General features: G+C 66.9%; 15 protein-coding genes. 13 read left to right on the top strand and 2 right to left on the bottom strand.

The window, feature by feature from the left end; all coding sequences use genetic code 11:
• Positions 1 to 33 precede the first annotated feature (33 nt).
• From prsT to CLU93_RS24830, 3 genes are read left to right on the top strand one after another with little or no spacing between them, the layout of a single operon-like run.
• Positions 34 to 2,817, top strand: a complete 2,784-nt coding sequence (gene prsT / locus CLU93_RS24840) for an XrtA/PEP-CTERM system TPR-repeat protein PrsT (RefSeq protein WP_099763773.1) — start codon at positions 34 to 36, stop codon at positions 2,815 to 2,817.
• A 3-nt stretch (positions 2,818 to 2,820) separates the two neighbouring features.
• Entirely contained in the window at positions 2,821 to 5,340 is a 2,520-nt protein-coding gene (locus CLU93_RS24835) for a hypothetical protein (RefSeq protein ID WP_099763772.1), read from the top strand.
• A complete protein-coding gene (locus CLU93_RS24830) occupies positions 5,337 to 6,119 on the top strand; it encodes a S1 family peptidase (protein ID WP_099763771.1) in 783 nt (260 codons plus the stop codon). The genes CLU93_RS24835 and CLU93_RS24830 overlap by 4 nt, the downstream gene beginning before the upstream one ends.
• A gap of 1 nt (position 6,120) precedes the next feature.
• On the opposite strand, the gene CLU93_RS24825 is transcribed toward CLU93_RS24830, so the two are convergent.
• Positions 6,121 to 6,867 carry an N-acyl amino acid synthase FeeM domain-containing protein gene (locus tag CLU93_RS24825; protein ID WP_096235454.1) on the bottom strand — a complete coding sequence of 249 codons (747 nt, stop codon included), beginning with the start codon at positions 6,865 to 6,867 and terminating at the stop codon, positions 6,121 to 6,123.
• Between the two features lie 199 nt (positions 6,868 to 7,066).
• Positions 7,067 to 7,690 carry an XrtA/PEP-CTERM system exopolysaccharide export protein gene (locus CLU93_RS24820; protein ID WP_099763770.1) on the bottom strand — a complete coding sequence of 208 codons (624 nt, stop codon included), beginning with the start codon at positions 7,688 to 7,690 and terminating at the stop codon, positions 7,067 to 7,069.
• 252 nt (positions 7,691 to 7,942) lie between these two features.
• Here CLU93_RS24820 and CLU93_RS24815 point away from each other — a divergent pair, with 252 nt between their 5' ends.
• From CLU93_RS24815 to CLU93_RS24770, 10 genes are read left to right on the top strand one after another with little or no spacing between them, the layout of a single operon-like run.
• Positions 7,943 to 9,472, top strand: coding sequence for an XrtA system polysaccharide chain length determinant (locus CLU93_RS24815; RefSeq protein WP_099763769.1), 1,530 nt, complete (start codon positions 7,943 to 7,945; stop codon positions 9,470 to 9,472).
• Between the two features lie 19 nt (positions 9,473 to 9,491).
• Positions 9,492 to 10,343, top strand: a complete 852-nt coding sequence (locus CLU93_RS24810) for an XrtA-associated tyrosine autokinase (protein WP_099763768.1) — start codon at positions 9,492 to 9,494, stop codon at positions 10,341 to 10,343.
• A complete protein-coding gene (locus tag CLU93_RS24805; RefSeq protein WP_099763767.1) occupies positions 10,327 to 11,871 on the top strand; it encodes a TIGR03016 family PEP-CTERM system-associated outer membrane protein in 1,545 nt (514 codons plus the stop codon). The genes CLU93_RS24810 and CLU93_RS24805 overlap by 17 nt, the downstream gene beginning before the upstream one ends.
• Positions 11,872 to 11,881: 10 nt before the next feature.
• Positions 11,882 to 13,042 (top strand): non-hydrolyzing UDP-N-acetylglucosamine 2-epimerase, encoded by a 1,161-nt coding sequence (wecB, locus tag CLU93_RS24800; protein ID WP_099763766.1) that lies wholly within the window; start codon positions 11,882 to 11,884, stop codon positions 13,040 to 13,042.
• On the top strand, positions 13,039 to 13,890 hold the full coding sequence (locus CLU93_RS24795) for an XrtA system polysaccharide deacetylase (protein WP_099763765.1): 852 nt from the start codon (positions 13,039 to 13,041) through the stop codon (positions 13,888 to 13,890). The genes wecB and CLU93_RS24795 overlap by 4 nt, the downstream gene beginning before the upstream one ends.
• The gene (locus tag CLU93_RS24790; RefSeq protein ID WP_099764589.1) at positions 13,890 to 14,981 is read left to right on the top strand and encodes a FemAB family XrtA/PEP-CTERM system-associated protein; all 1,092 of its coding nucleotides are present in this window, start codon (positions 13,890 to 13,892) and stop codon (positions 14,979 to 14,981) included. The genes CLU93_RS24795 and CLU93_RS24790 overlap by 1 nt, the downstream gene beginning before the upstream one ends.
• A 15-nt stretch (positions 14,982 to 14,996) precedes the next feature.
• On the top strand, positions 14,997 to 16,298 hold the full coding sequence (locus CLU93_RS24785) for a TIGR03087 family PEP-CTERM/XrtA system glycosyltransferase (RefSeq protein ID WP_099763764.1): 1,302 nt from the start codon (positions 14,997 to 14,999) through the stop codon (positions 16,296 to 16,298).
• On the top strand, positions 16,295 to 17,863 hold the full coding sequence (gene xrtA / locus CLU93_RS24780; RefSeq protein ID WP_099763763.1) for an exosortase A: 1,569 nt from the start codon (positions 16,295 to 16,297) through the stop codon (positions 17,861 to 17,863). Before CLU93_RS24785 ends, xrtA begins: the two co-directional genes overlap by 4 nt.
• Positions 17,853 to 19,055, top strand: a complete 1,203-nt coding sequence (locus tag CLU93_RS24775) for a TIGR03088 family PEP-CTERM/XrtA system glycosyltransferase (RefSeq protein WP_099763762.1) — start codon at positions 17,853 to 17,855, stop codon at positions 19,053 to 19,055. The genes xrtA and CLU93_RS24775 overlap by 11 nt, the downstream gene beginning before the upstream one ends.
• Positions 19,056 to 19,065: 10 nt before the next feature.
• Entirely contained in the window at positions 19,066 to 21,018 is a 1,953-nt protein-coding gene (locus CLU93_RS24770; protein WP_099763761.1) for an XrtA/PEP-CTERM system amidotransferase, read from the top strand.
• Positions 21,019 to 21,021 lie beyond the last annotated feature (3 nt).

Raw genomic sequence — 21,021 nt, 5'->3', positions numbered from 1 at the left:
CATCCTTCATGCACGCCGCTACCGGAGACTTCCATGGCCCGTACCCTGCCCCGCCCTTTCCCCGGCTTGCCGGCCGCCGCGCTGTGCTGCACCCTGCTGCTGCCCTTGCTGGCTGGGTGCCACGGCACGCAGAGCAGCGCATCGCTGCTGGCCGAGGCGCAGCAGTACCGCCAGAAGGGCGAGGCGCGCGCCGCCATCATCCAGTTGAAGAACCTGCTGCAAAAGGAGCCGGACAATGCGGCGGCGCGCTTGCTGCTGGGCAGTATCTATATCGACACGGGCGAAGCACTGTCGGCCGAGAAAGAATTGCGCAGGGCAAAGTCGCTGGGCACGGCGGCGCAGCAAGTGATGCCATTGCTGGGCAAGGCCTGGCTGATGCTGGGCCAGTTCGACAAGGTACTGGCCGAGATCGCCGATGACACGGCGCAGCCCGCCAGCCTGCTGGCCCTGCGCGGCGATGCCTTGCTGGCCCTGGGTCGCCAGGACGAGGCGCGCGCCGTGTTTGCGCGCCTGCTCGAAGCCCATCCCGGCCAGGTCGAGGCCCTGCTGGGCCTGGCGCGGCTGGCGGCGCTGGAGCAGCAGGTGCCGGCGGCCGAGCTGCTGCTGGCCCAGGCGCTGAAAAGCGCGCCCGCCAACCTCGACGCCTTGCGGCTGCAGGGCGACCTGCAGCGCCTGCAAGGCAAGAACGGTGCGGCGCGCCTCGCCTACATGCAGATCCTCAAGCTCAAGCCGGACAATACCCAGGCGCATATCGACCTGGCCAACCTCGATATCCTGGAAAACCGCTACCTGGAAGCGGCGGCCCAGCTGGCCACGGCGCGCAAGACGGCACCCAACAGCCTGGGCTTGCTGCAGGCCCAGGCGCTGCTCGATTTCCGCCAGGGCAAGAACAAGGCGGCCCTGCAATCGTTGCAACTGGTGCTCAAGGCGGCACCCGAGCATATGCCGTCCATCCTGCTGGCCGGCGCCGTGCAACTGAAGCTGGGCTCGCCGCAACTGGCGGAAAACTATCTGCAGCGCTTCCTGGCCGTCTATCCCAAACATCTGTACGCGCTCAAGATGATGGCGTCGATCGAACTGATGCGCGGCAAGACCGATGCCGCCCTCGACCTGCTGCTGCCCGTACTGGCCACCTTTCCCGACGACGTGGAACTGCTGTCGCTGGCGGGCGAGGCGCATTTGCGCGCGCGCCGCTACGACAAGGCCACGGCGTATTTCGAAAAGGCCAATACCCTGGCGCCGGACACGGCCAGGCTGCATGCGGCGCTGGGCATCAGCCGCCTGGGCATGGGCGAGAACAGCCGTGCCATCGACGAACTGGAACGCGCCAGCATGCTCGACAAGAGCACGCCGCAGGTGGGCACCATGCTGGTGCTGACCTTGCTGCGCAACAAACAGAATGACAAGGCCCTGGCCACCGTCAAGATGCTGGAACAGCAGCAGAAAGGCACGAATCCACTGCTGCTGAACCTGAAAGGCGGCGTCTACATGGCCTTGCGCGACGTCCCCGCCGCGCGCGCCAGTTTCGAGCAGGCGCTGGGGATGGACCCTGTCTATCTCCCCGCGCTGAACAACCTGGCGCAACTCGACCTGGCCGGGAAAAAGCCGGAACAAGCAAAACAGCGCTTCGAGCGGGCGCTGGCGAAAGCGCCAAAAAATGCCGACTTGTGCGCGGCGCTGGCCAAGCTGGCCGCCTCGCAAGGCAAGATGGACGAGGCGCGGCGCTGGCTGGAACGGGCCCACCGCGACAATCCCGACGCCGTCGCGCCGGCCCTGCTGCTGAGTAACTTTTACCTGCAGACGGGCGCGCCCGACAAGGCGCTGGAACTGGCACGCACCCTGCAGTCGGGCCACCCGGACGACGCCGATGCGCTGGCCATGCGGGCGCAGGTCGAATACGGCGCCGGCCAGACGCAGGCGGCGCTCGACAGCTACAGCAAGCTGGCCAGCATACAGACGACGTCGGCACCGCTGCAGATGCGCATCGCCAGCCTGCACCTGGCGCTGGGCGACCGCCAGAATGCGCTGCAAGCGGCCAAGCGGGCGCAATTGCTCGATCCCACCCTGCTCGAAGCGCGCGTGGTCGAAGTAACCCTGCTGCTGTCGCTGAACCGCCAGCGCGACGCGCTGGCCGTGGCGCGCCAGGTGCAGGAACAGCAGCCGAAGCTGGCGGCCGGCTACAAGCTCGAAGGCGACGTGCTGATGGCGCAGAAACTGCCGCAGGAAGCCGTCAAGCTGTACCAACACGCCATTCAGCTCAGCAATATCGGCCCCATGCAGGTGCAGTTGCACCGCGCCATGCTGGCCGCGGGCCAGGTGCGCGAGGCCGATACGCGCATGGCGGCCTGGCTGAAGGACAAGCCCGATGACCTGGGCGTGCGCAGCTACCTGGCCGGGGCCAAGCTGGCGGCAAAGCAATACGGCGCGGCCATCGAACAGCTGCAGTACATCGTGGCCAAGGACACGGCCAATGTGGCGGCGCTGAACGACCTGGCCTGGGCGTATCAGCAGGAAAAAGATCCGCGCGCGCTGGCGACCGCCGAGCAGGCGCTCAAGCTGGTGCCGGACAACCCCATCGTGCTCGACACCCTGGGCTGGATCGTGCTGGAACAGGGCGACGTCATGCGCGCGACCATCCTGCTGCGCAAGGCGGCCGGCCTGGCGCCGAAGTTGCCCGAAATCCAGTACCACCTGGCTGCGGCGCTGGCGAAATCGGGCGACAAGCCGGGGGCGCGCAAGCAACTGGAACAGCTGCTTGCCGCCAACAAGGAGTTCCCGCAGCGGGCCGAGGCGCAGGCCTTGCTGACCCAGCTCTAGGCCATGCTGGCGCACACGGCCTTGCCCGGCCTGACAGCACGGCTGCTGGCCTTGCTGGCGGGCGCGGCCTGCATGCTGGCCCTGCGCCATTATCCGCTGGGCCACGGTTGGCCCGGCCTGCTGTTTGCCGCCCTGCTGCCCGCCTATTTCCTGCTGCTGTGCTGGCGTCCCGCCTGCTGGCTGTTCTGCGTGCCCGCCCTGCTGCCCGTGCTGGACCTGGCGCCGTGGACGGGCTGGTTCTTCCTCGAAGAAATCGACGTGCTGCTGTTGCTCACGGTAGCCTGCGGCTATTGGCGCCTGGGCGAACCGGCCCGGAGCGCTGCGGCGCAGCTGTCGCCCGCCGCCCGCGCCTGCCTGCTGCTGTGCAGCCTGGCCTGGCTGGCGGCGCTGCTGCGCGGCGTGCTGCCGCTGCCGCCCCTCGATGTGTATGCCTGGGATAATTACCTGAGCCCCTACAACAGCTTGCGGTTGGGCAAGGCCTGGGCCTGGAGCATGCTGCTGCTGCCACTGCTGCTGCGCGACGGGGAGCCGTCCACCCTGCGCCGCTACGCACTGCCAGGCATGCTGGCCGGGCTGGCCATGGTGTCGCTGTTCGCGCTGTGGGAACGGGCCGTGTTTCCCGGTTTGACGAACCTCTCCAGCGACTATCGCATCACGGCGCCGTTTTCCGCCATGCACACGGGCGGCGCCGCGCTGGACGGCTATCTGGCCCTGAGCCTGCCATTTGCGGCACTGTGGCTGGCGCGCGCGCGCAGCCGCTGGCAAGCGGCGCTGGCCTTGCTGCTGCTGGCACTGGCCCTGCACGCGGCATGTACCACCTTTTCACGGGGCCTGTACGCGGCCCTGGCGGCGGCGGTGCTGCTGGCCGTGCTGCTGGCCATGTGGCAGACCTTGCCGCAGACCTTGCGCACAGCCCCCGGCGCGGCGCGGCGCCCGACGGGCCGGCGACCCATGCGCAAACCCTTGCTGATGCTGCTGCTGGCCGGCCTGGGCACCGTCCTGCTCGTCTACATGTTCAGCCTGGCCGGCTACCGGGGCTTGCTCGCCGCCGTCATCCTGCTCACGGCCAGCTTCGTGCTGGCCGCGCGGCCCTTGCCATGGCGCCTGGCGCCAGCCAGCCTGCTGTGTGCGCTGTGCCTGCAGGGGCTGCTGGCCAGCTGGTGGCCGGAAGGGGCCGGCCAGCCGGCTACCGGCTGGCTGAAAGGCCCGTATTTCCTGTTCCTGCTGGCCGCCGTGCTGCTGGCGGGCGCGCTGCTGCCCGGCACCCTGTGGCCGGGCGGCGCTGCCGGCAAAGGCCCTGCCAGGCTGGTCCTGGCGATGATGGCGTGGACCATGCTGGCGTGCAATCTCGTCTGGATAGGCTGGCACTGGGCCGGTGCTCCCGCCCTGACGCCGGCTGGGCTGGTCGTGTTGCTGGCCATGCTGATGCTGTGCAATGGACGCTTGCGCGCGCCGCTATGGCGGCTGGACCGGGCCAGCCTGAGCATCGCGGGCGCGGCCGGCATCCTGCTGCTGCTGGCCATCCCCGTCTCGGCCAGCTATTACGCCACCGAACGTTTCGCCACCACGGCCTTCGACCTGCAAGGCCGCCTGCGCCACTGGCGGCAAGTGCTGACGATGCAGCCGTCCGACTGGGGCGATCAGCTGTTCGGCATGGGCATGGGCAGCTTTCCCGCCACGTACTACTGGCACAATCCAGGGCGCGAAGTGCCGGCCAGCATCGCCTATGCGGAGGAAGGCGGCGAGCCTGGCAATGCCGGCAACACCTATGTGCGCCTGGCCAGTCCCGGCTACAGCGCCGGCTATGGCGAACTGCTGCGGCTGCTGCAACGCCTGCCGCTGCAGCCGGCCACGCACTACACGCTGGCGCTGGATGTGCGCCGAAGCGGTCCCATGCCCGTGCTGCTGGTGCGCCTGTGCCAGAGACAATTGCTGTACGCACAAGGTTGCGTGCCTATCCCCCTGCGCCTGCAGGCGCCCCCGCCTGGCAGTCCCGTGCCGGCCTGGCAGCACTATGAAGTGCCGTTCGACAGCAAATGGCTGGGCGCGGGCGCCTGGCTGCTGCGCCCGCCCGTGCAGCTGGAACTGGCGGCCAGCGGCACGGCCACCTCGTCCGTGATCGACGTCGACAATCTGAGCCTGCGCGCGCCGGGCGGCGAGGAATTGATCGCCAACGGGCGCTTTACGCAGGCCAACAATTACTGGTTTTTCAGCAGCGACCACCATCACTTGCCGTGGCATATCAAGAGCCTGGCGCTGCATGTGCTGGTGGAAACGGGCTGGTACGGCGCACTGACGCTGCTGGCCCTGCTTTCCCTGGCCGGCCTGCGCCTGCTGCGCCAGGCCACGGGGGGCAACCCGTGCGCGCTGGCCTGCGCCGCAGCCCTGCTGGGTTTTCTCGTCGTCGGGCTGTTCGACAGCCTGCTCGACGTGCCGCGTATCGCCCTGCTGTGCTATCTGATGCTGCTGTGCGCATTGCTGCAGCCCCCGCCACCTCCTCCCCCTGAAAGCACGCCGCCATGAAAGCCCTGCCGTTGACATTCTCCTCTGCCCTGCTGTCCGGCCTGATCCTCGCTGTGGCCAGCGCGCCCTGCCGTGCCGACCAAGCCCTGGCGCAAGTCATTGCGCGCGTGAAGCCGTCCATCGTCGGCGTCGGCAGCCTGCAAGCGACGCGCACGCCGCCCATGAATTTCCTCGGCACGGGTTTCGTGGCGGGCGACGGCTTGAGTGTGCTGACCTGCGCCCATGTGATTCAAAAACTGCTCGATGCCAATCCCAACGAAGTGATCGGCATACTCACGGGCCAGGGCGAGGCGGCGCAATTTCGCCCCGCCAAAATCCAGGCGCTGGACACGGAGCACGACCTGGCCTTGCTGCGCCTGGCGGGCGCACCCCTGCCGGCCCTGGCGCTGGGCGACGCGGGCACGGTGCGCGAAGGCCAGGCCATGGCCTTTACCGGCTTCCCGCTGGGTACCTTGCTGGGTCTGCACCACGTGACGCACCGCGCCACCGTATCGTCGCTGACACCGGTGGTCAGGCCCAGCGCCACCGCGCAGCGCCTCGATACCCGGCGCCTGGCGCAGCTGCAAAAAGCGCCGTACACGGTATTCCAGCTGGACGCGACGGCGTATCCGGGCAGCAGCGGCAGCCCCCTGTTCGATCCCGAGACAGGTCTCGTCTATGGCATCGTCAACATGGTGTATGTCAAGGGTCTGAAAGAGGCGGCCATCACCGCGCCCAGCGGCATCACCTACGCGATTCCGGGCAGCCACATGCAGGCGATCTTGCTGAAAAATAAATGAGTCAGTTGCGCCCCTGCCTGAGGCGGTCGGTAATGCCTGGTTCATCCCATGTCGGGAAAAAAAAGGGGTAAAACGACCGTTCACCCCCATGCTGTTCCATCATGCCGCCGTATTTGCGGATCTGGGCCCCCATGTAGTCGAGGTCCAGGCGCAGCAAGACGGCCGGCGCGCCCACGCGCGTGCACTCTCGCTCGCCGCCAAAATCCTTGAAACCCAGCATGCGCTTGTAAAACACCACATGGCGTGGATTGACTTCGATCACGTAATCCGTAAAGCCGTGAATATTGTGGGCATAGATATAAGAAATATGAATCAGCGCCGCAAACACGCGCTTGCTCACGCCCTTGTCGATTGCCAGGCGCGACGGTTCGCACAGGCGCCGGCCTTCCTCGCGCAGCACGTCGAGTTTGTCGCGAAAGTTTTCATCAGCGGGCAAGCCCGTCTCGTCATTGTCCAGGCACAGGGTCATGGTGCCGACGGTCGAGCCTGCCGTTTCCGCAAACAGGGTGATTTTATTCAGCGCATGCGCGATGCCGGGATCGACGGCATAGCCGCGCCAGCCGTACATCTTGCGGATCAGCAAACTGGCCGCCTCGCGCCGGCCACGCGAATTGGCCATGCGGATATGAAAGCGCTGCAAGTCGAGCTCGTGCTCCATCGCCGGGTCGATCTGGCCCTCGCCCACCACCAGGTCACTGAATGTACCGGGCGTGTCGAAGGAAATAATAGGTTCATCTTGAAAGCTCATCTTGTCCTCACGTTCATCGGCAGCCGTCGAGACGGACTGAAGCCAATGCCTTGTGACAAGATAAAAAGCAGAGAAGTTCCCGCGTCAGGCAAAAAAAACAGAAGATAGTGCTATTTAATAGCAAAATTACACGCTGAAATTTGCCCGCAAGTACAAATTGACAAATATAAGTACTGTTTTGATATTGCCGAGCCCGCTGCTAAAAAAAGCTCTCCGGTATCAGCAACACGTCGCCCGGCCGCATCATGACATTCGCGGAAATATCGCCGCTCTTGAGCAGGTCGTCCAGGCGCACGCCCAGCTGCTGCTGGCTGCCGTCGCGCATGCGGATGATGCTGGCCTTGTTGCCAGCGGCAAAGTCCGTGATGCCGCCCACGGCGATGAGCACGTCCATCAGCGACATGCCGAGGCGGTACGGCAGCGCCTGCGGCTTGGCCGCCTCGCCGATGACCCGGATCTGCTCGCCATACGGGCCCGAGAAATTGGTGACGATGACCGTCACCACCGGTTGCTGGATAAACTTGCCCAAGGCTTGCTCGATATCGCGCGCCAGCTGGGTCGAGGTCTTGCCGCTGGCGGCCAAATCCTCCACCAGCGGCGTGGTGATCTTGCCATCGGGCCGCACGGCCACCGTCAGCGACACTTCCGGATTGCGCCAGACGATGATGTTGACGGAGTCGCCCGGGCCGATCAGGTAATCGTGCATGGGGGCGCTGTCGTCGGCGGGCGCCAGCGGATAGCGTGTGCGGCAGCCCCCCAGCAAGCTGGCGCTACAGGCCAGGAGCAGCGTGTGGCATACAAAAGCACGGCGAAACGGATTCATGCGGGGCCTCTTCGAGTCGATGGCGCGTCCATGGCCGGCCCCGCAGAACCAGCCTGGGCCGCGAACTTCCTATGATTATTAAAACCCGGCAAGTGAACCTTGAGGCGTATCAAGAAGCAATCATCTTGGGAAATCTTGCTTCACAGGCGCCCTATACTTTGCTTACTCAACAGGCAAGCATTTCTTGCAAGACGCCGTTGTCCGCGCCGCCCAGCCATCGACCGTGCAGCACCGTCACCTGAAGGAAGCGACATGGAGCAATTGATACAGCAACTGCTTTCCAGCCTGAAAGGCATCTGGAAGTACCGCTGGCATGCGCTGCTGGTGGCGTGGCTGGTGGCAATCGTCGGCTTCATCAAGGTCATTACGCTACCCGACGACTTCCAGACGTCGGCGCGCGTGTTTGTCGATACGCAAACCATCCTCAAGCCGCTGCTGGCCGGCATGACCAGTGTGCCGAACACGGAACAGCAGGTGGCCATCATGAGCCGCACCCTGCTCAGCCGCCCGAACGTGGAGCGCGTCATGCGCATGGTCGACCTCGATCTGAATTCGAAGACCGTGCGCGAACACGAAGCCCGGCTCGATGAGCTGATGAGCCGCATCAAGATCAGCGGCACCAGCGCCTACGACATTTACACCATCAGCTACAGCGGGCGCGACCCGAAGCTGGTGCGCGACGTGGTGCAAAGCCTGCTGACCATCTTTGTCGAAGGCAGTTTCCAGGGGAAAAAGGGCGATTCGCAGAAAGCCGTGCAATTCATCGACGAGCAGATCAAGAACTACGAGGACAAGCTGAGCGCGGCGGAAAACCTGGTGAAGGAATTCAAGATCCGCAACAACCTGCTGCTGCCGCGCCAGGGCATCGACTATGGCAGCCAGCTGCTGATGTCATCCGATAGCCTGAACAATGCCAAGCTGGAACTGGTCGAGGCGGAGCAGGCGCGCAAGGCCATCCTGAGCCAGATCGAAGGCGACGAACCGGTGCTCGACCTGGAGCCGAACGCTTCGGCCATCACCAACCCGGAACTCGATGAGCGCATCGCCTCGCTGAACAAGAATCTGGACAGCCTGCGCATGCAATTTACGGAGTTGCATCCCGACATCATCGCCTCGAAGCGCCTCATTGCGCAGCTGGAAGAGCGCAAGATCGAGGAAAGCAAGCTGAAAACGGCGTCCGGCGACCCGGGCAAGAACTACAGCCCCATGCTGCAGCAGTTGAAGGTGGCGCTGACGGACGCGGACGCCAAGGTGGCCGCCATCCGCGCCCGCGTGCAGGAATACAACGCGCGCAATGAGCGCCTGCTGGCACAAAGCAATGCCGTGCCCGAGGTGGAATCGCAGCTGGCGCAACTGAACCGCGACTACATCATCAACAAGGAAAACTATGAAAAGCTGATCGGCCGGCGCGAAGCGGCCAAGCTGTCGGGCGAACTCAGTTCCACCACCGAGATGATGGCCTTCAAGATCATCGACCCGCCCACGGTGCAATATGCGCCCGTCGGCCCGAACCGTCCGCTGCTGTTTTCCGCGGCGCTGGGCGCGGCGCTGGTGGCCGGCACCGCCACGGCCCTGCTGATCAGCCAGGTGCGCCCCACCTTCCTCAGCCCCGCCGAACTGCGCGATGCCACGGGCTTGAACGTGCTGGGCACGGTATCGATGAACTGGACGCCGCTGCAGCAGGTGCGCCGCCGCCGCGCCCGCTACGCCTTTGCCGGCTGCCTGGGCAGCCTGTTCCTGCTGTACGGCGGGGTCATGACGGCCGCGCTGCTGAAATTCTAGAGCCACCAAGGGAGCGACGATGAGCAGCAAGGACAGCGGCAAGCAGGAACCCACGATCCTGGGCGTGGCCGAGGCCAGCGTGGCTTATGGTCCAGATGTTGCGGATGGTGCGGATGATGCGGATGGCGCGGCGGCGGCCGCCGCCCCCCAGTACCGCCCCCTGAACCTGGCCCGCCTGGCGGAGCAAGGCATGCTCACGCAGGAAGGCGGGCGCAGTTCGGTGGCCGAAGATTTTCGCATCATCAAGCGCCCGCTGCTGCGCCAGGCGCGCGCCAGCGGCGCCGAGGCCATCCGCCACGGCAACCTGATCGTCGTCACCAGCGCCATGCCCGGCGAAGGCAAGACGTATTGCGCCGTCAACCTGGCCATGAGCATCGCCATGGAAATGGATATCACGGTGCTGCTGGTCGACGCGGACGTGGCGCGCCCGTCCGTGCTGAAAGTGCTGGGCCTGCCGCCCGAGCCTGGACTGATGGACGTGCTGCTCGACCCGCAGCTGGCGATGGGGGACGTGATCCTGAAAACCAACGTGGCCAACCTGCGCATCCTGCCTGCCGGGCGCAGCAACAAGCACGCGACGGAATTGCTGGCCAGCCGGGCCATGAGCCGGCTGCTGGCCGAAATCGCCAGCCGCTATAGCGACCGCATCGTCGTCTTCGATTCGCCGCCCCTGCTCATTACCAGCGAAGCGCACGCGCTGGTGGGGCAGATGGGCCAAGTGGTGATGGTGGTCGAGGCGGAAACGACGACCCAGCACGCCGTCAAGGAAGCGCTGCGCCAGATCGACTCGTGCGAACACATACATTTGATCTACAACAAGACCAAATCGTTCCCCGGCAACGACTACTACGGCTATGGCTATTACGACTAGCCGCCGGGTGTCGCTACCGCTGGCGCTGCCGCCGTTGCTGCCTTTGCTATCTTTGCTGCTGCCCCTGCCGGCCTTTGCCGTCGACTGGCTGGTGAAACCGTCGCTGCGCCTGCGTGAAAGCTATACCGACAATGCGCTGCGCGCGCCGCCCGGCAAGGCGCAAGCGGACTTCATCACGGAAATCGCGCCCGCCATCGCCCTCATCGGCACGGGCCCGCGCCTGCGCGTAAACCTCGATTACAGCTGGCACAAATACCTCTCGGGGCAGCGCGGCAATAGCGACAACCACGACTTGCATGCCGCAGCCGACGCCGAGCTGGTGCAGGACTGGTTCTTCATCGATGCCAACGCCAGCGTGAGCCGACGCAACCTCTCGCCGTTCGGCCCGCAACTGATCGATGATCTGCCCGACACGGACAATACCAGCACGGTACGCACCACCAGCATCAGCCCCTACCTGCGCCACCGCTTCCGCGGCCTGGCCACGGCCGAGCTGCGCTACACGCGCAATACGGTAGCCAGCGGCGGCGAGTTGCTTTCCGTGCACAGCGATGAGATGGAATTGCTGCTCAGCGGCGAGCCGCGCGGCAGCGGCTGGTCCTGGAACGCCAGCCACGATGTGCGCCGCACGCAGGACAGCAAGCTGGCGCCCGTGCGCATGCAGCGCAGCAGCGTGGGCCTGCGCTATCCGTTCAGCAGAAAATGGGCGGCCACGGCCAGCGGCGGCATGGAGAAGGAAGGCTATATATCGAGCAACGGCAAGGCGCCGGAAGGCCGCTTCTGGTCGCTGGGCGGCGTGTGGACACCGTCGCCGCGCACCAGCCTGGCTTTCAGCACGGGCAAGCGCTTTTTTGGCACCACCTACAGCCTCGATGCCAACTTCCTGCAGCGCCATACCAACTGGCAACTGAGCTACAGCGAAGACATCACCACCATGCCCACGCAGTTTGCGCGCCTGGGCGACCGCGACGCGGGCCAGCTGCTCGATCAATTATGGCGCGGCATCTTTCCCAACGCGCGCGACAGGCGCTTGCGCATCAATGCCTTCCTGCGCTACGCCAACAGCCTGGGGCCGGAACGGGGCGCCATCAATTACTTCAGCCACCGCTATTTCCTGCAAAAGCAGCTGAAGCTGACGATGGCGCGCGCCACGGCCAAAAGCACGCTAGTCGCCGGCGTCACGGCCGTCGACCGCACTGCGCAAACGGCCAGCGGCATCGACAGCGCCTTGCTACCCGGCATGGAGTTCGGCAGCGAAGACCGCACGCGCCAGGTCGGCGCCAACGTGGGCTGGAGCTGGCAAGCCAATTCGCGCACCAGCGTGAATGTCAATGCCGGCTACGCCGGCGTGCGCTCGCTGAGCGTGCCCCGGCGCGACAACAACATCACCGTGACGGCCGGCTACAGCCGCGTCCTGCAGCCGAACATGACGGCCAGCATCGATGTGCGGCACATGCGGCACGCCAGCAACCGGGGCGGCAACTACCGCGAAAACGGCGTCAGCGCCACGCTCACCATGCAATTCTAAGGAGGCTGCAATGTCCGACCCCTCGCTTGCGTCCGCCGCGCCCGCGCACCTGCTGTGCGTGGTGGCCGCGCGCCCCAACCTGATGAAAATGGCGCCCATCCTGGCCGCCCTGGCGCGCCAGGCGCCCACCGTGCGCGTGACGTTGTTGCATACCGGCCAGCACTACGACACGGCCATGAATAGCCAACTGTTTACGGATCTGGACCTGCGCGCGCCCGACATCGCCCTCGACGTCGGCTCCGGCAACCACGCGCAGCAGACGGCCGAGATCATGCGCCGCTTCGACGCCGTGCTCGACACGCATCCGCCGCTGGCGCCCGATGCCGTGCTGGTGGTGGGCGACGTCAATTCGACCCTGGCGTGCGCGCTGGTGGCGGCCAAGCGGAACATTGCCGTGATCCACGTCGAGGCGGGCCTGCGCAGCGGCGACCGGCGCATGCCCGAGGAAATCAACCGCGTGCTGACGGATCAATTGTCCGATCTGCTGCTGACCAGCGAGGAGAGCGCGCGCGCCAACCTGCTGCGCGAAGGCATCGCCCCCGAACGCATCCATTTCACGGGCAACGTCATGATCGACAGCCTGCGCCAGCAACTGCCGCGCGCAGTCAAGCCCGCCGCCACCCTGCGCGCGCACGGCCACGCCTGTCCGCCCGCGTATGGCCTGTTGACCTTGCACCGGCCGTCGAACGTCGATGATGCGGCGCAGCTGCAAGCGCTGCTGCAGGCGCTCGGGCAATTGTCATGCCAGCTGCCGCTGCTGTTCCCCATCCACCCGCGCACCCTGGCCGGCTTGCGCCTGGCGGGCCTGGAACCATTGCTGGCGCGCCAGGCCATCGTCTGCCTGCCGCCGCTGGGCTACCTGGAAATGCTGGGCCTGATGCAGGGCGCGCGCCTGGTGCTGACCGATTCCGGCGGCATCCAGGAAGAAAGCACGGCCCTCGGCGTGCCTTGTCTGACCCTGCGCGCCAATACGGAGCGCCCCGTCACCGTCAGCGCCGGCACGAATACCCTGGCCGGCACTGACCCGACCGCCATCCTGGCGCTGGCGCGCGCCATCCTCGAGACGGGCGGCAAGCGGGGCCGCATTCCACCGCTGTGGGATGGCCACGCAGCCGAGCGCATCGCCGCCGTGATCGCGCCCTGGCTGGCGGCGCGCCGGGGCACGCCATGACGCCGCCTGTGGTTTTACGCAACGCGCTGACCATCGACGTGGAAGATTATTTCCAGGTGTCCGCCTTCGCGCCGCACATCGCGCGCGCCGACTGGCCCCGTCTGGAATGCCGGGTCGAGGCGAACATCGAGCGCATCCTGCTGCTGCTGGAACGCCGGCGCATCCACGCCACCTTTTTTACCTTGGGCTGGATCGCCGAGCGCTATCCGGCCATGCTGCGCCGCGTGGCCGGCGCGGGGCACGAGGTGGCCAGCCACGGCTATGCGCACCTGCGCGCCTGCGACCAGTCGGCCGCCCAGTTCGCCGACGATGTGCACCGCAGCAAGACCATCCTGGAGCAATTGACAGGGCTGCCCGTGCACGGCTACCGGGCGCCCAGTTTTTCCATCGGCGCGGCCAATCTGTGGGCCTTCGACGTGCTGCAGGAAGCGGGCTACCGCTACAGTTCCAGCATCTATCCGATCCGCCACGACCATTACGGCATGCCCGATGCTCCGCGTTTCGCCTGGCGCCCACGCGGGCCGCACGGCATGCTGGAATTGCCCGTCAGCACCGTGCGCGTGCGCGGGCGCAATCTGCCGGCCGGCGGCGGCGGTTACTTCAGATTGATGCCGTATGCACTGTCGCGCTGGCTTTTGCGACGCATCAATTCGCGCGACGGGCAAGCTGGCATATTCTACTTTCATCCTTGGGAACTCGATCCCGGCCAGCCGCGCCCGCCGGGCCTGAGCGCGAAAACGCGCTTTCGCCACTACCTGAACCTGGGGCGCATGGAAGCGCGGCTGGCGCGCCTGACGGCCGACTTCACCTGGGACCGCATGGACCGTATTTTTTTGGAAAGCACATGATGCACGAGGCCAGCCTTCCTGCCGACCGGGCACCGTCCAGCGCCGCCATTGCCGTGCGGTCCCTGCAGGCGCACGAGCATGCACGCTGGGATGCCTTTGTCGAGGCTTGTCCCGACGCCACCTTCTTTCACCGCGCCGGCTGGCACACCATCCTGCAGCAAGGTTTTAAACACGACAGCCATTTCCTGTACGCGGAACAGGACGGGCGCATCGCCGCCGTGTTGCCGCTGGCGCATGTGCGCAGCCGACTGTTCGGCTCGTCCCTCGTCTCGCTGCCGTTTTGCGTGTACGGCGGCATCGCCGGCGGCAGCCCGGCCGTGCGACTGGCTCTCGACGAAGCGGCGCAGGCGCTGGCCCGGCGTCTCGGCGTGGGGCACCTGGAATACCGCTGGCGCGAGGTGGAAGGAAATGCGCAAGAAAACCCGGGCCCAACCTGGCTGCACAAACCGCTGTACGCAACCTTCCGCCGTCCCCTGCATCCCGATGCCGAACAGAACTTGCTGGCGATACCGCGCAAGCAGCGCGCCGTCGTGCGCAAGGCCATGGCGGGCGGCCTGCACAGCGCCATCGACTATGACTTGCAGCGCTTTTACCCGATCTATGCGGCGAGCGTGCACCGGCTGGGCACGCCCGTCTTCGCGCGCCGCCATTTTGCCCTGCTGCGCACGGTCTTCGGCACCGATTGCGAGATCCTCACCGTATATCACGGCCAGCAGGCGCAGGCCAGCGTGCTGCTGTTCTATTTCCGCGATGAAGTGCTGCCGTATTACGGCGGCGGCACGCCGCTGGCGCGCAGCACGGGCGCCAACGACTTCATGTACTGGGAAGCGATGCGCCGCGCCTGCGAACGCGGCTGCCGCCTGTTCGATTTCGGCCGCAGCAAGCTCGGTACGGGGGCCTGGGACTTCAAGAAGAACTGGGGTTTTACGCCGCAGCCGCTGCCGTACGCCTACCAGTTGGTGCGTGCCACAGCCTTGCCGGAAGTCAATCCTCTGAATCCCAGATACGCGCTGTTCATCCGCGCCTGGCGCCGCCTGCCGCTGCCGCTGGCTAACCTGCTGGGGCCGCACATCGTGCGGCAACTGGGCTAAGCAAGGGGATACACCATGCGCGAACTGCTCTTCCTCACCCACCGCCTGCCGTATCCGCCCAACAAGGGCGACAAGATACGCTCGTGGCACATGCTGCAGTACCTGAGCCGGCATTTCCGCGTGCACCTGGGCTGTTTCATCGACGATGACGACGACTGGCAGCATACGAAAACCGTGGCCGCCCTGTGTGCCAGCACGCGCTTCATTGAACTGCGGCGCGGCACGGCCCGCTGGCGCGCCCTGCAGGCGCTGCTGTCGCGGCAAGCCATGAGCGTGCAATACTACCGCGATGCGCGCCTGCTGCAATGGGTCGATGGCTTATTATCTAGCGGCAAGGTGCGCCATGCGCTGGCCTTTTCCGGGCCCATGGCGCAATACATCGACGGCAGCGCGGGCCGCGCCCTGCACCGCGTGATCGATTTCGTCGACGTCGATTCCGACAAATGGCGCCAGTACGGCGACAGCAAGCCCTGGCCCCTGTCGCTGCTGTACCGGCGCGAAGCGCAACTGCTGCTGCAGTACGAGCGCCATATCGCCCAGCAGTTTACGGCCGCCAGCTTCGTCTCGCCCGCCGAAGCGGCCCTGTTCCGCCAGTGCGCGCCGATGGCGCGGCGCAAGACGGGATTTTTCAATAACGGCGTCGACACGAACTATTTCGCGCCGATGCCGGCGCAAAGTGCAATCTATCCGCCCGGCGTGCAGGCGCTGGTATTTACGGGCGCCATGGATTACTGGCCCAACATCGACGCCGTGCAATGGTTCGTGCGCCACGTCTGGCCCGCGCTGCGGCGCCAGTTTCCTCAGTTGCAGTTTTATATCGTCGGCAGCGCGCCCGTGCCCGCCGTGACGGCGCTGGCCAGGGTGGCCGGCGTGGTGGTGACGGGCAAGGTGCCCGACATCCGGCCCTATCTGGCTGGCGCGGCGCTGGCCGTGGCGCCGCTGCGCATCGCCCGTGGCGTGCAAAACAAGGTGCTCGAAGCGATGGCGATGGGCAAGATCGTGCTGGCCACACCGCAAGCGCTGGAAGGCATCGCCGCCCAGCCGGGCCTGGAACTGCTGCTGGCGCGCGACGACGCCGAATTCATCCACCATGCGGCGCGCGTGCTGCGCAACGCCCGGGGCGGTGGTGCCGAAGGCAGCGGCGCGGCCATCGGCGCGGCGGCGCGCCAGCTGGTGTTGCAGGATTACAATTGGGAACGCAATCTGCGCGGCCTGGGCGCCATGCTGGGCCTGCCGGCCGAGGCCGAGGCCGAGGCTGGTGCTGGAGCCAGCACTGCTGCCATGCCGACGCTGCCCGTGCGGGAGCCATCCACATGAGCTTGCAGCTCGACCAGGTGGCCCGCATGCCGGACGCGGCCATCCTGCCGCATGCGCAGGGCCAGCAGCAAGCCCTGGCGATCCTGCTGCTGGCCCTGGCCGCCATCGTGCTGCTGTACCACGCCACCTTCTGGTCGATGCTGGAATTGTGGTCGCGTTCACAAACCTTTGCGCACGGTTTCCTGATCGTGCCCATCAGCTGCTGGCTGGCCTGGCGCCAGCGCGCCCGCCTGGCTGCGCTGGCGCCCCAGCCGTCGTGGCAAGGCTTGCTGCTGCTGGGGGCGCTGGGCCTGGCCTGGCTGCTGGCCGACGCCGCCAACGTGCCCGTGGTGGAACAATATGCGGCCACGGCCATGCTGCCAGCCTGCATGCTGGCCATCCTCGGCTGGCCGGCCGTGCGCCTGCTGGCCTTTCCCCTCGCGTATCTGTTCCTGGCCGTGCCGTTTGGCGAAGTCTTCCTCGATCCCCTGATCGACTTCACGGCCGCCTTCACGGTCACCGCGCTGCAATGGACGGGCGTACCTGTGTTTCGCGATGGCAACAATTTTTCGCTGCCTACCGGTAACTGGTCGGTAGTGGAAGCGTGCAGCGGCTTGCGCTACCTGATTGCCGCGCTGGCCCTGGGCGCCCTGTACGCCCATGTGCACTGCCACAGCGCGCGGCGGCGCCTGGCCGTCATGGCCGCCGCCCTGCTGGTGCCCATCCTCGCCAATGGCGTGCGCGCCTACCTGATCGTGATGCTGGGCCACCTGAGCAACATGCGCCTGGCCGTGGGCGTCGACCATCTGATCTATGGCTGGCTGTTCTTCGGCCTGGTGGTACTGCTGCTGTTCTGGCTGGCCGCGCGCTGGCACGAATTGCCGCTGGCGCGCGCCGTGCCATTCGCCGCCGGGCCCGGCGCCAGCCCGCACGCCGTCGTGCGCGCCAGCCTGGCTTGCCTGCTGCTGGCGGCGCTGTGGCCGGCGCTGGCCCTGGCCAGCCAGCGCCAGGATGGCGCAGCGGCGCCCGCTTCCCCCGCTGTGCTGGCCTTGCCCGATCCGCCCGCCTGGCAGCGCCTGCACGATGCGGCGCCAGCCTGGCAGGCGCCGTATGCGGGCACGCCCGCGCGGTTTGCCGCCACGTATGCCCGCCAGACCGGCAGCGGCGCGCCCGTGGGACTGCAACTGCACTGGTATGCGCGCCAGGCGCGCGATGCCGAACTGCTGACACACCAGTCCTCGCCATACGGCGCGCGCTGGATGGCGCTGGCCCAGCGCGTGCAAGACATCACCCTGGCCGGCGGCGCCCTGGCCGTGCGCGAAAGCGTGCTGGGGCGCGGTGGCGAACGCCTGCTGGTGTGGCGCGTCTACCGCCAGGGCGGCATCATTACGGCGCGGCCCGTGCTGGTCAAGCTGCTGCTGGCGCAAGCCAAGCTGCTGGGCAGACGGCAGGATGGCGCCGACATCCTCGTCTTTGCCGCCTACGACGAGCTGGCGCCGCCGCCGCGCGCGCGCCTGCACGCCTTCCTGCAGGCGGCGCTGCCCGTCATCGAACAACGCTTGCAGGAGCTGCCGCATGGCCCTTGACCTCGATGCCGGCGGCACGGAAGCGGCCAGCACCGCCCCGCTGATCGTGCACGTGATCCACCAGCTCGACGTGGGCGGGCTGGAAAACGGCCTGGTGAACCTGATCAACCATCTGCCGCCCGAACGCTACCGGCACGCCATCGTCTGCCTGAAGAACGCCACCGCGTTTCGCCAGCGCCTGACCACGCCCGGTGTCGACGTCATCAGCCTGGACAAGCGCGAAGGCAAGGACTGGCGCCACTACCTGCGCCTGTACCGCGTACTGAAACAGCTGCGCCCGGCACTCGTGCACACGCGCAACCTGGGCTGCCTCGAAGCGCAACTGCTGGCCTGCCTTGCCGGCGTGCGCCTGCGCGTGCATGGCGAACACGGGCGCGACATGAGCGACTTGCACGGCACCCGCCGCAAATACCGGCTGCTGCGCAAATGCATGCTGCCGCTGGTGCAGCACTTCATTGCCGTCAGCGCCGACCTGGGGCAATGGCTGGTGGACAGCATCGGCGCGGCGCCCGCACAGGTATCGCACATCGGCAATGGCGTCGACAGCGTGCAATTCCATCCCCGCCTGGGGCCGCCGGCCGCCGTCGGGCCGCCCGGCTTCCTGTGCAACGGCGCCTTCGTCATCGGCAGCGTGGGCCGCATGGCCGCCGTCAAGGACCATGCCTCGCTGGTGCGGGCGTTCCTGCTGTTGCTGGCGCAGCCGGGTGCCCGCGCGCGCCTGCGCCTGATCATCGTCGGCGACGGGCCGTACCGCCAGGCGTGCCTGGAGCAGCTGCAGCAGGCCGGCGTGGCCCATCTGGCCTGGCTGCCCGGCGCGCGCGACGACGTGGCGCAGCTGCTGCGCGCCATGGATCTGTTCGTGCTGCCCTCGCTGGCCGAAGGCAGTTCGAACACCATCCTCGAAGCGATGGCGACGGGGCTGCCCATCGTCGCCACGCAGGTGGGCGGCAATGCGGAACTGGTGCAGTCGGGCTGGAGCGGCACCCTGGTGCCACCCGGTTCTGCCGAGATGCTGGCCGACGCCATGCTCGACTACTACAGCATGCCCGAACTGGGCCCGCGCCACGGCGCGCGCGGGCGGCGCCAGGTGCTGGCCGAGCACAGCCTGCCCGCCATGGCCGGCGCCTACCTGGCCGTGTACGACCGCCTGACGGGCGCGCGCCAGCCCTCTCCCCTGTCCACTTATCCCTGAAAGGCCTCCCATGTGCGGCATCAGCGGCATCTTTGATTTGCAGGGCCAGCGCGACATCGACGTGCTGCTGCTGGCGCGCATGAACAACAGCCTGCGCCATCGGGGACCGGACGAAGGGGGACTGCACCGCGAGCCGGGACTGGGCCTGGCGCACCGGCGATTGTCCGTGATCGACCTGGCCAGCGGCCAGCAGCCGCTGTTCAACGCCGACCGCAGCATCGCCATCGTCTTCAATGGCGAAATCTATAATTACCGCAGCCTGATGGCCGAACTGCGCCAGTTCGGCCACCAGTTCCGCACCAGCAGCGACACGGAAGTCATCGTCCACGCCTGGGAACAGTGGGGAGAACAATGCGTGCAACGCCTGCGCGGCATGTTCGCCTTCGCCCTGTGGGACCGCCGGCGCCACCTGCTGTTCCTGGCGCGCGACCGCCTGGGCGTGAAACCGCTGTACTACGGCGAGGCGCAGGATGGCACCCTGCTGTTCGGCTCCGAACTCAAAGCGCTGCTCGCGCATCCGGCCATGCCGCGCACGCTCGATCCGCTGGCAGTGGAAGAGTATTTCGCGTACGGCTACGTGCCCGAGCCGCGCAGCATCTTCCAGCACGCGCGCAAGCTGCCGCCCGGGCATACCCTGTCGATTCGCGCCGGCCAGCCGCTGCCCGCGCCGCAAGCGTACTGGGACATTCCATTCACGCCCAATCCGCCCGCCAGCGAGGCGCAGGCGGCCGACGAACTGCTGGCGCGCCTGCGCGAAGCGGTGCGCATCCGCATGGTGGCCGAAGTGCCGCTCGGTGCCTTCCTCTCCGGCGGCGTCGATTCGAGCGCCGTCGTGGCGCTGATGGCCGGGGCCAGCGCCACGCCCGTCAACACCTGCTCGATCTCGTTCGGCGACCCGGCCTGGAACGAGGCGCGCTACGCCGACCTCGTGGCGCGCCGCTACGCCACGGCGCACCACGCGCGCCAGGTGGAGCAAGACGACTTCGAACTGATCGACCTGCTGGCCAATCTGTACGACGAACCGTTCGCCGACAGTTCCGCCATGCCCACGTACCGCGTCTGCCAGCTGGCGCGCCAGAGGGTCACGGTGGCCCTGTCGGGCGATGGCGGCGATGAAAGCCTGGCCGGCTACCGGCGCTACCGCCTGCACACGCGCGAAGAAAAAGTGCGCAAGGCGATGGACCCGCTGCTGCCGGCCGGCCTGCGCCAGTCGCTGTTCGGCACCCTGGGGCGGCTGTACCCGAAGGCCGACTGGGCGCCACGCTTCCTGCGCGCCAAGACCACCTTCGAAGGCCTGGCGCGCGACACGACGGATGCGTATTTTCACGGCGTCAGCCTGCTGGGCGACGCCATGCGCGCGCGCCTGTTCAGCCCCGAGCTGCGGCGCAGCCTGCACGGCTACCGCGCCGTCGAAGTGCTGCGCCGCCACGCACTGGCCAGCCCCGCGCAAGATCCGCTGTCGCAGGTGCAGTACCTGGACCTGAAAACCTATCTGCCCGGCGACATCCTGACCAAGGTAGACCGGGCCAGCATGGCGCATGCGCTGGAAGTGCGCTCGCCGCTGCTCGACCATGAACTGGTGGCCTGGATGTCCGGCCTGCCGCCGCACTTCAAGCTGCGGCGCGGTGTAGGCAAGTATTTGCTGAAAAAAGCCCTGCGCCCGCTGCTGCCCGACACCCTGCTGTACCGCCAGAAGATGGGCTTTTCGGTGCCGCTGGCCGACTGGCTGCGCGGCCCGCTGCGCCAGCGCCTGCACCAGCGCCTGCTGGGCCCCACCCTGGCGCAATGCGGCCTGTTCGACATGGACTACGTGCGCCTGCTGCTCGAGCAGCATGCCAGCGGGCGGCGCGACTACAGCGCGCCCCTGTGGGCGCTGCTGATGTTCGAGGCCTTTTTGCGCCAGGTGCTGCCCGTCGATGGCCGCCTGGCGCCGGCGCCCGCGCCAGCCATGGCCATGGAGTAAATC

Origin of the sequence: Janthinobacterium sp. 35 (assembly GCF_002754575.1) — a bacterium.
In the GTDB taxonomy this organism is placed as follows: domain Bacteria; phylum Pseudomonadota; class Gammaproteobacteria; order Burkholderiales; family Burkholderiaceae_D; genus Janthinobacterium; species Janthinobacterium tructae.
This window is presented reverse-complemented; position numbering and strand designations above follow the sequence as displayed.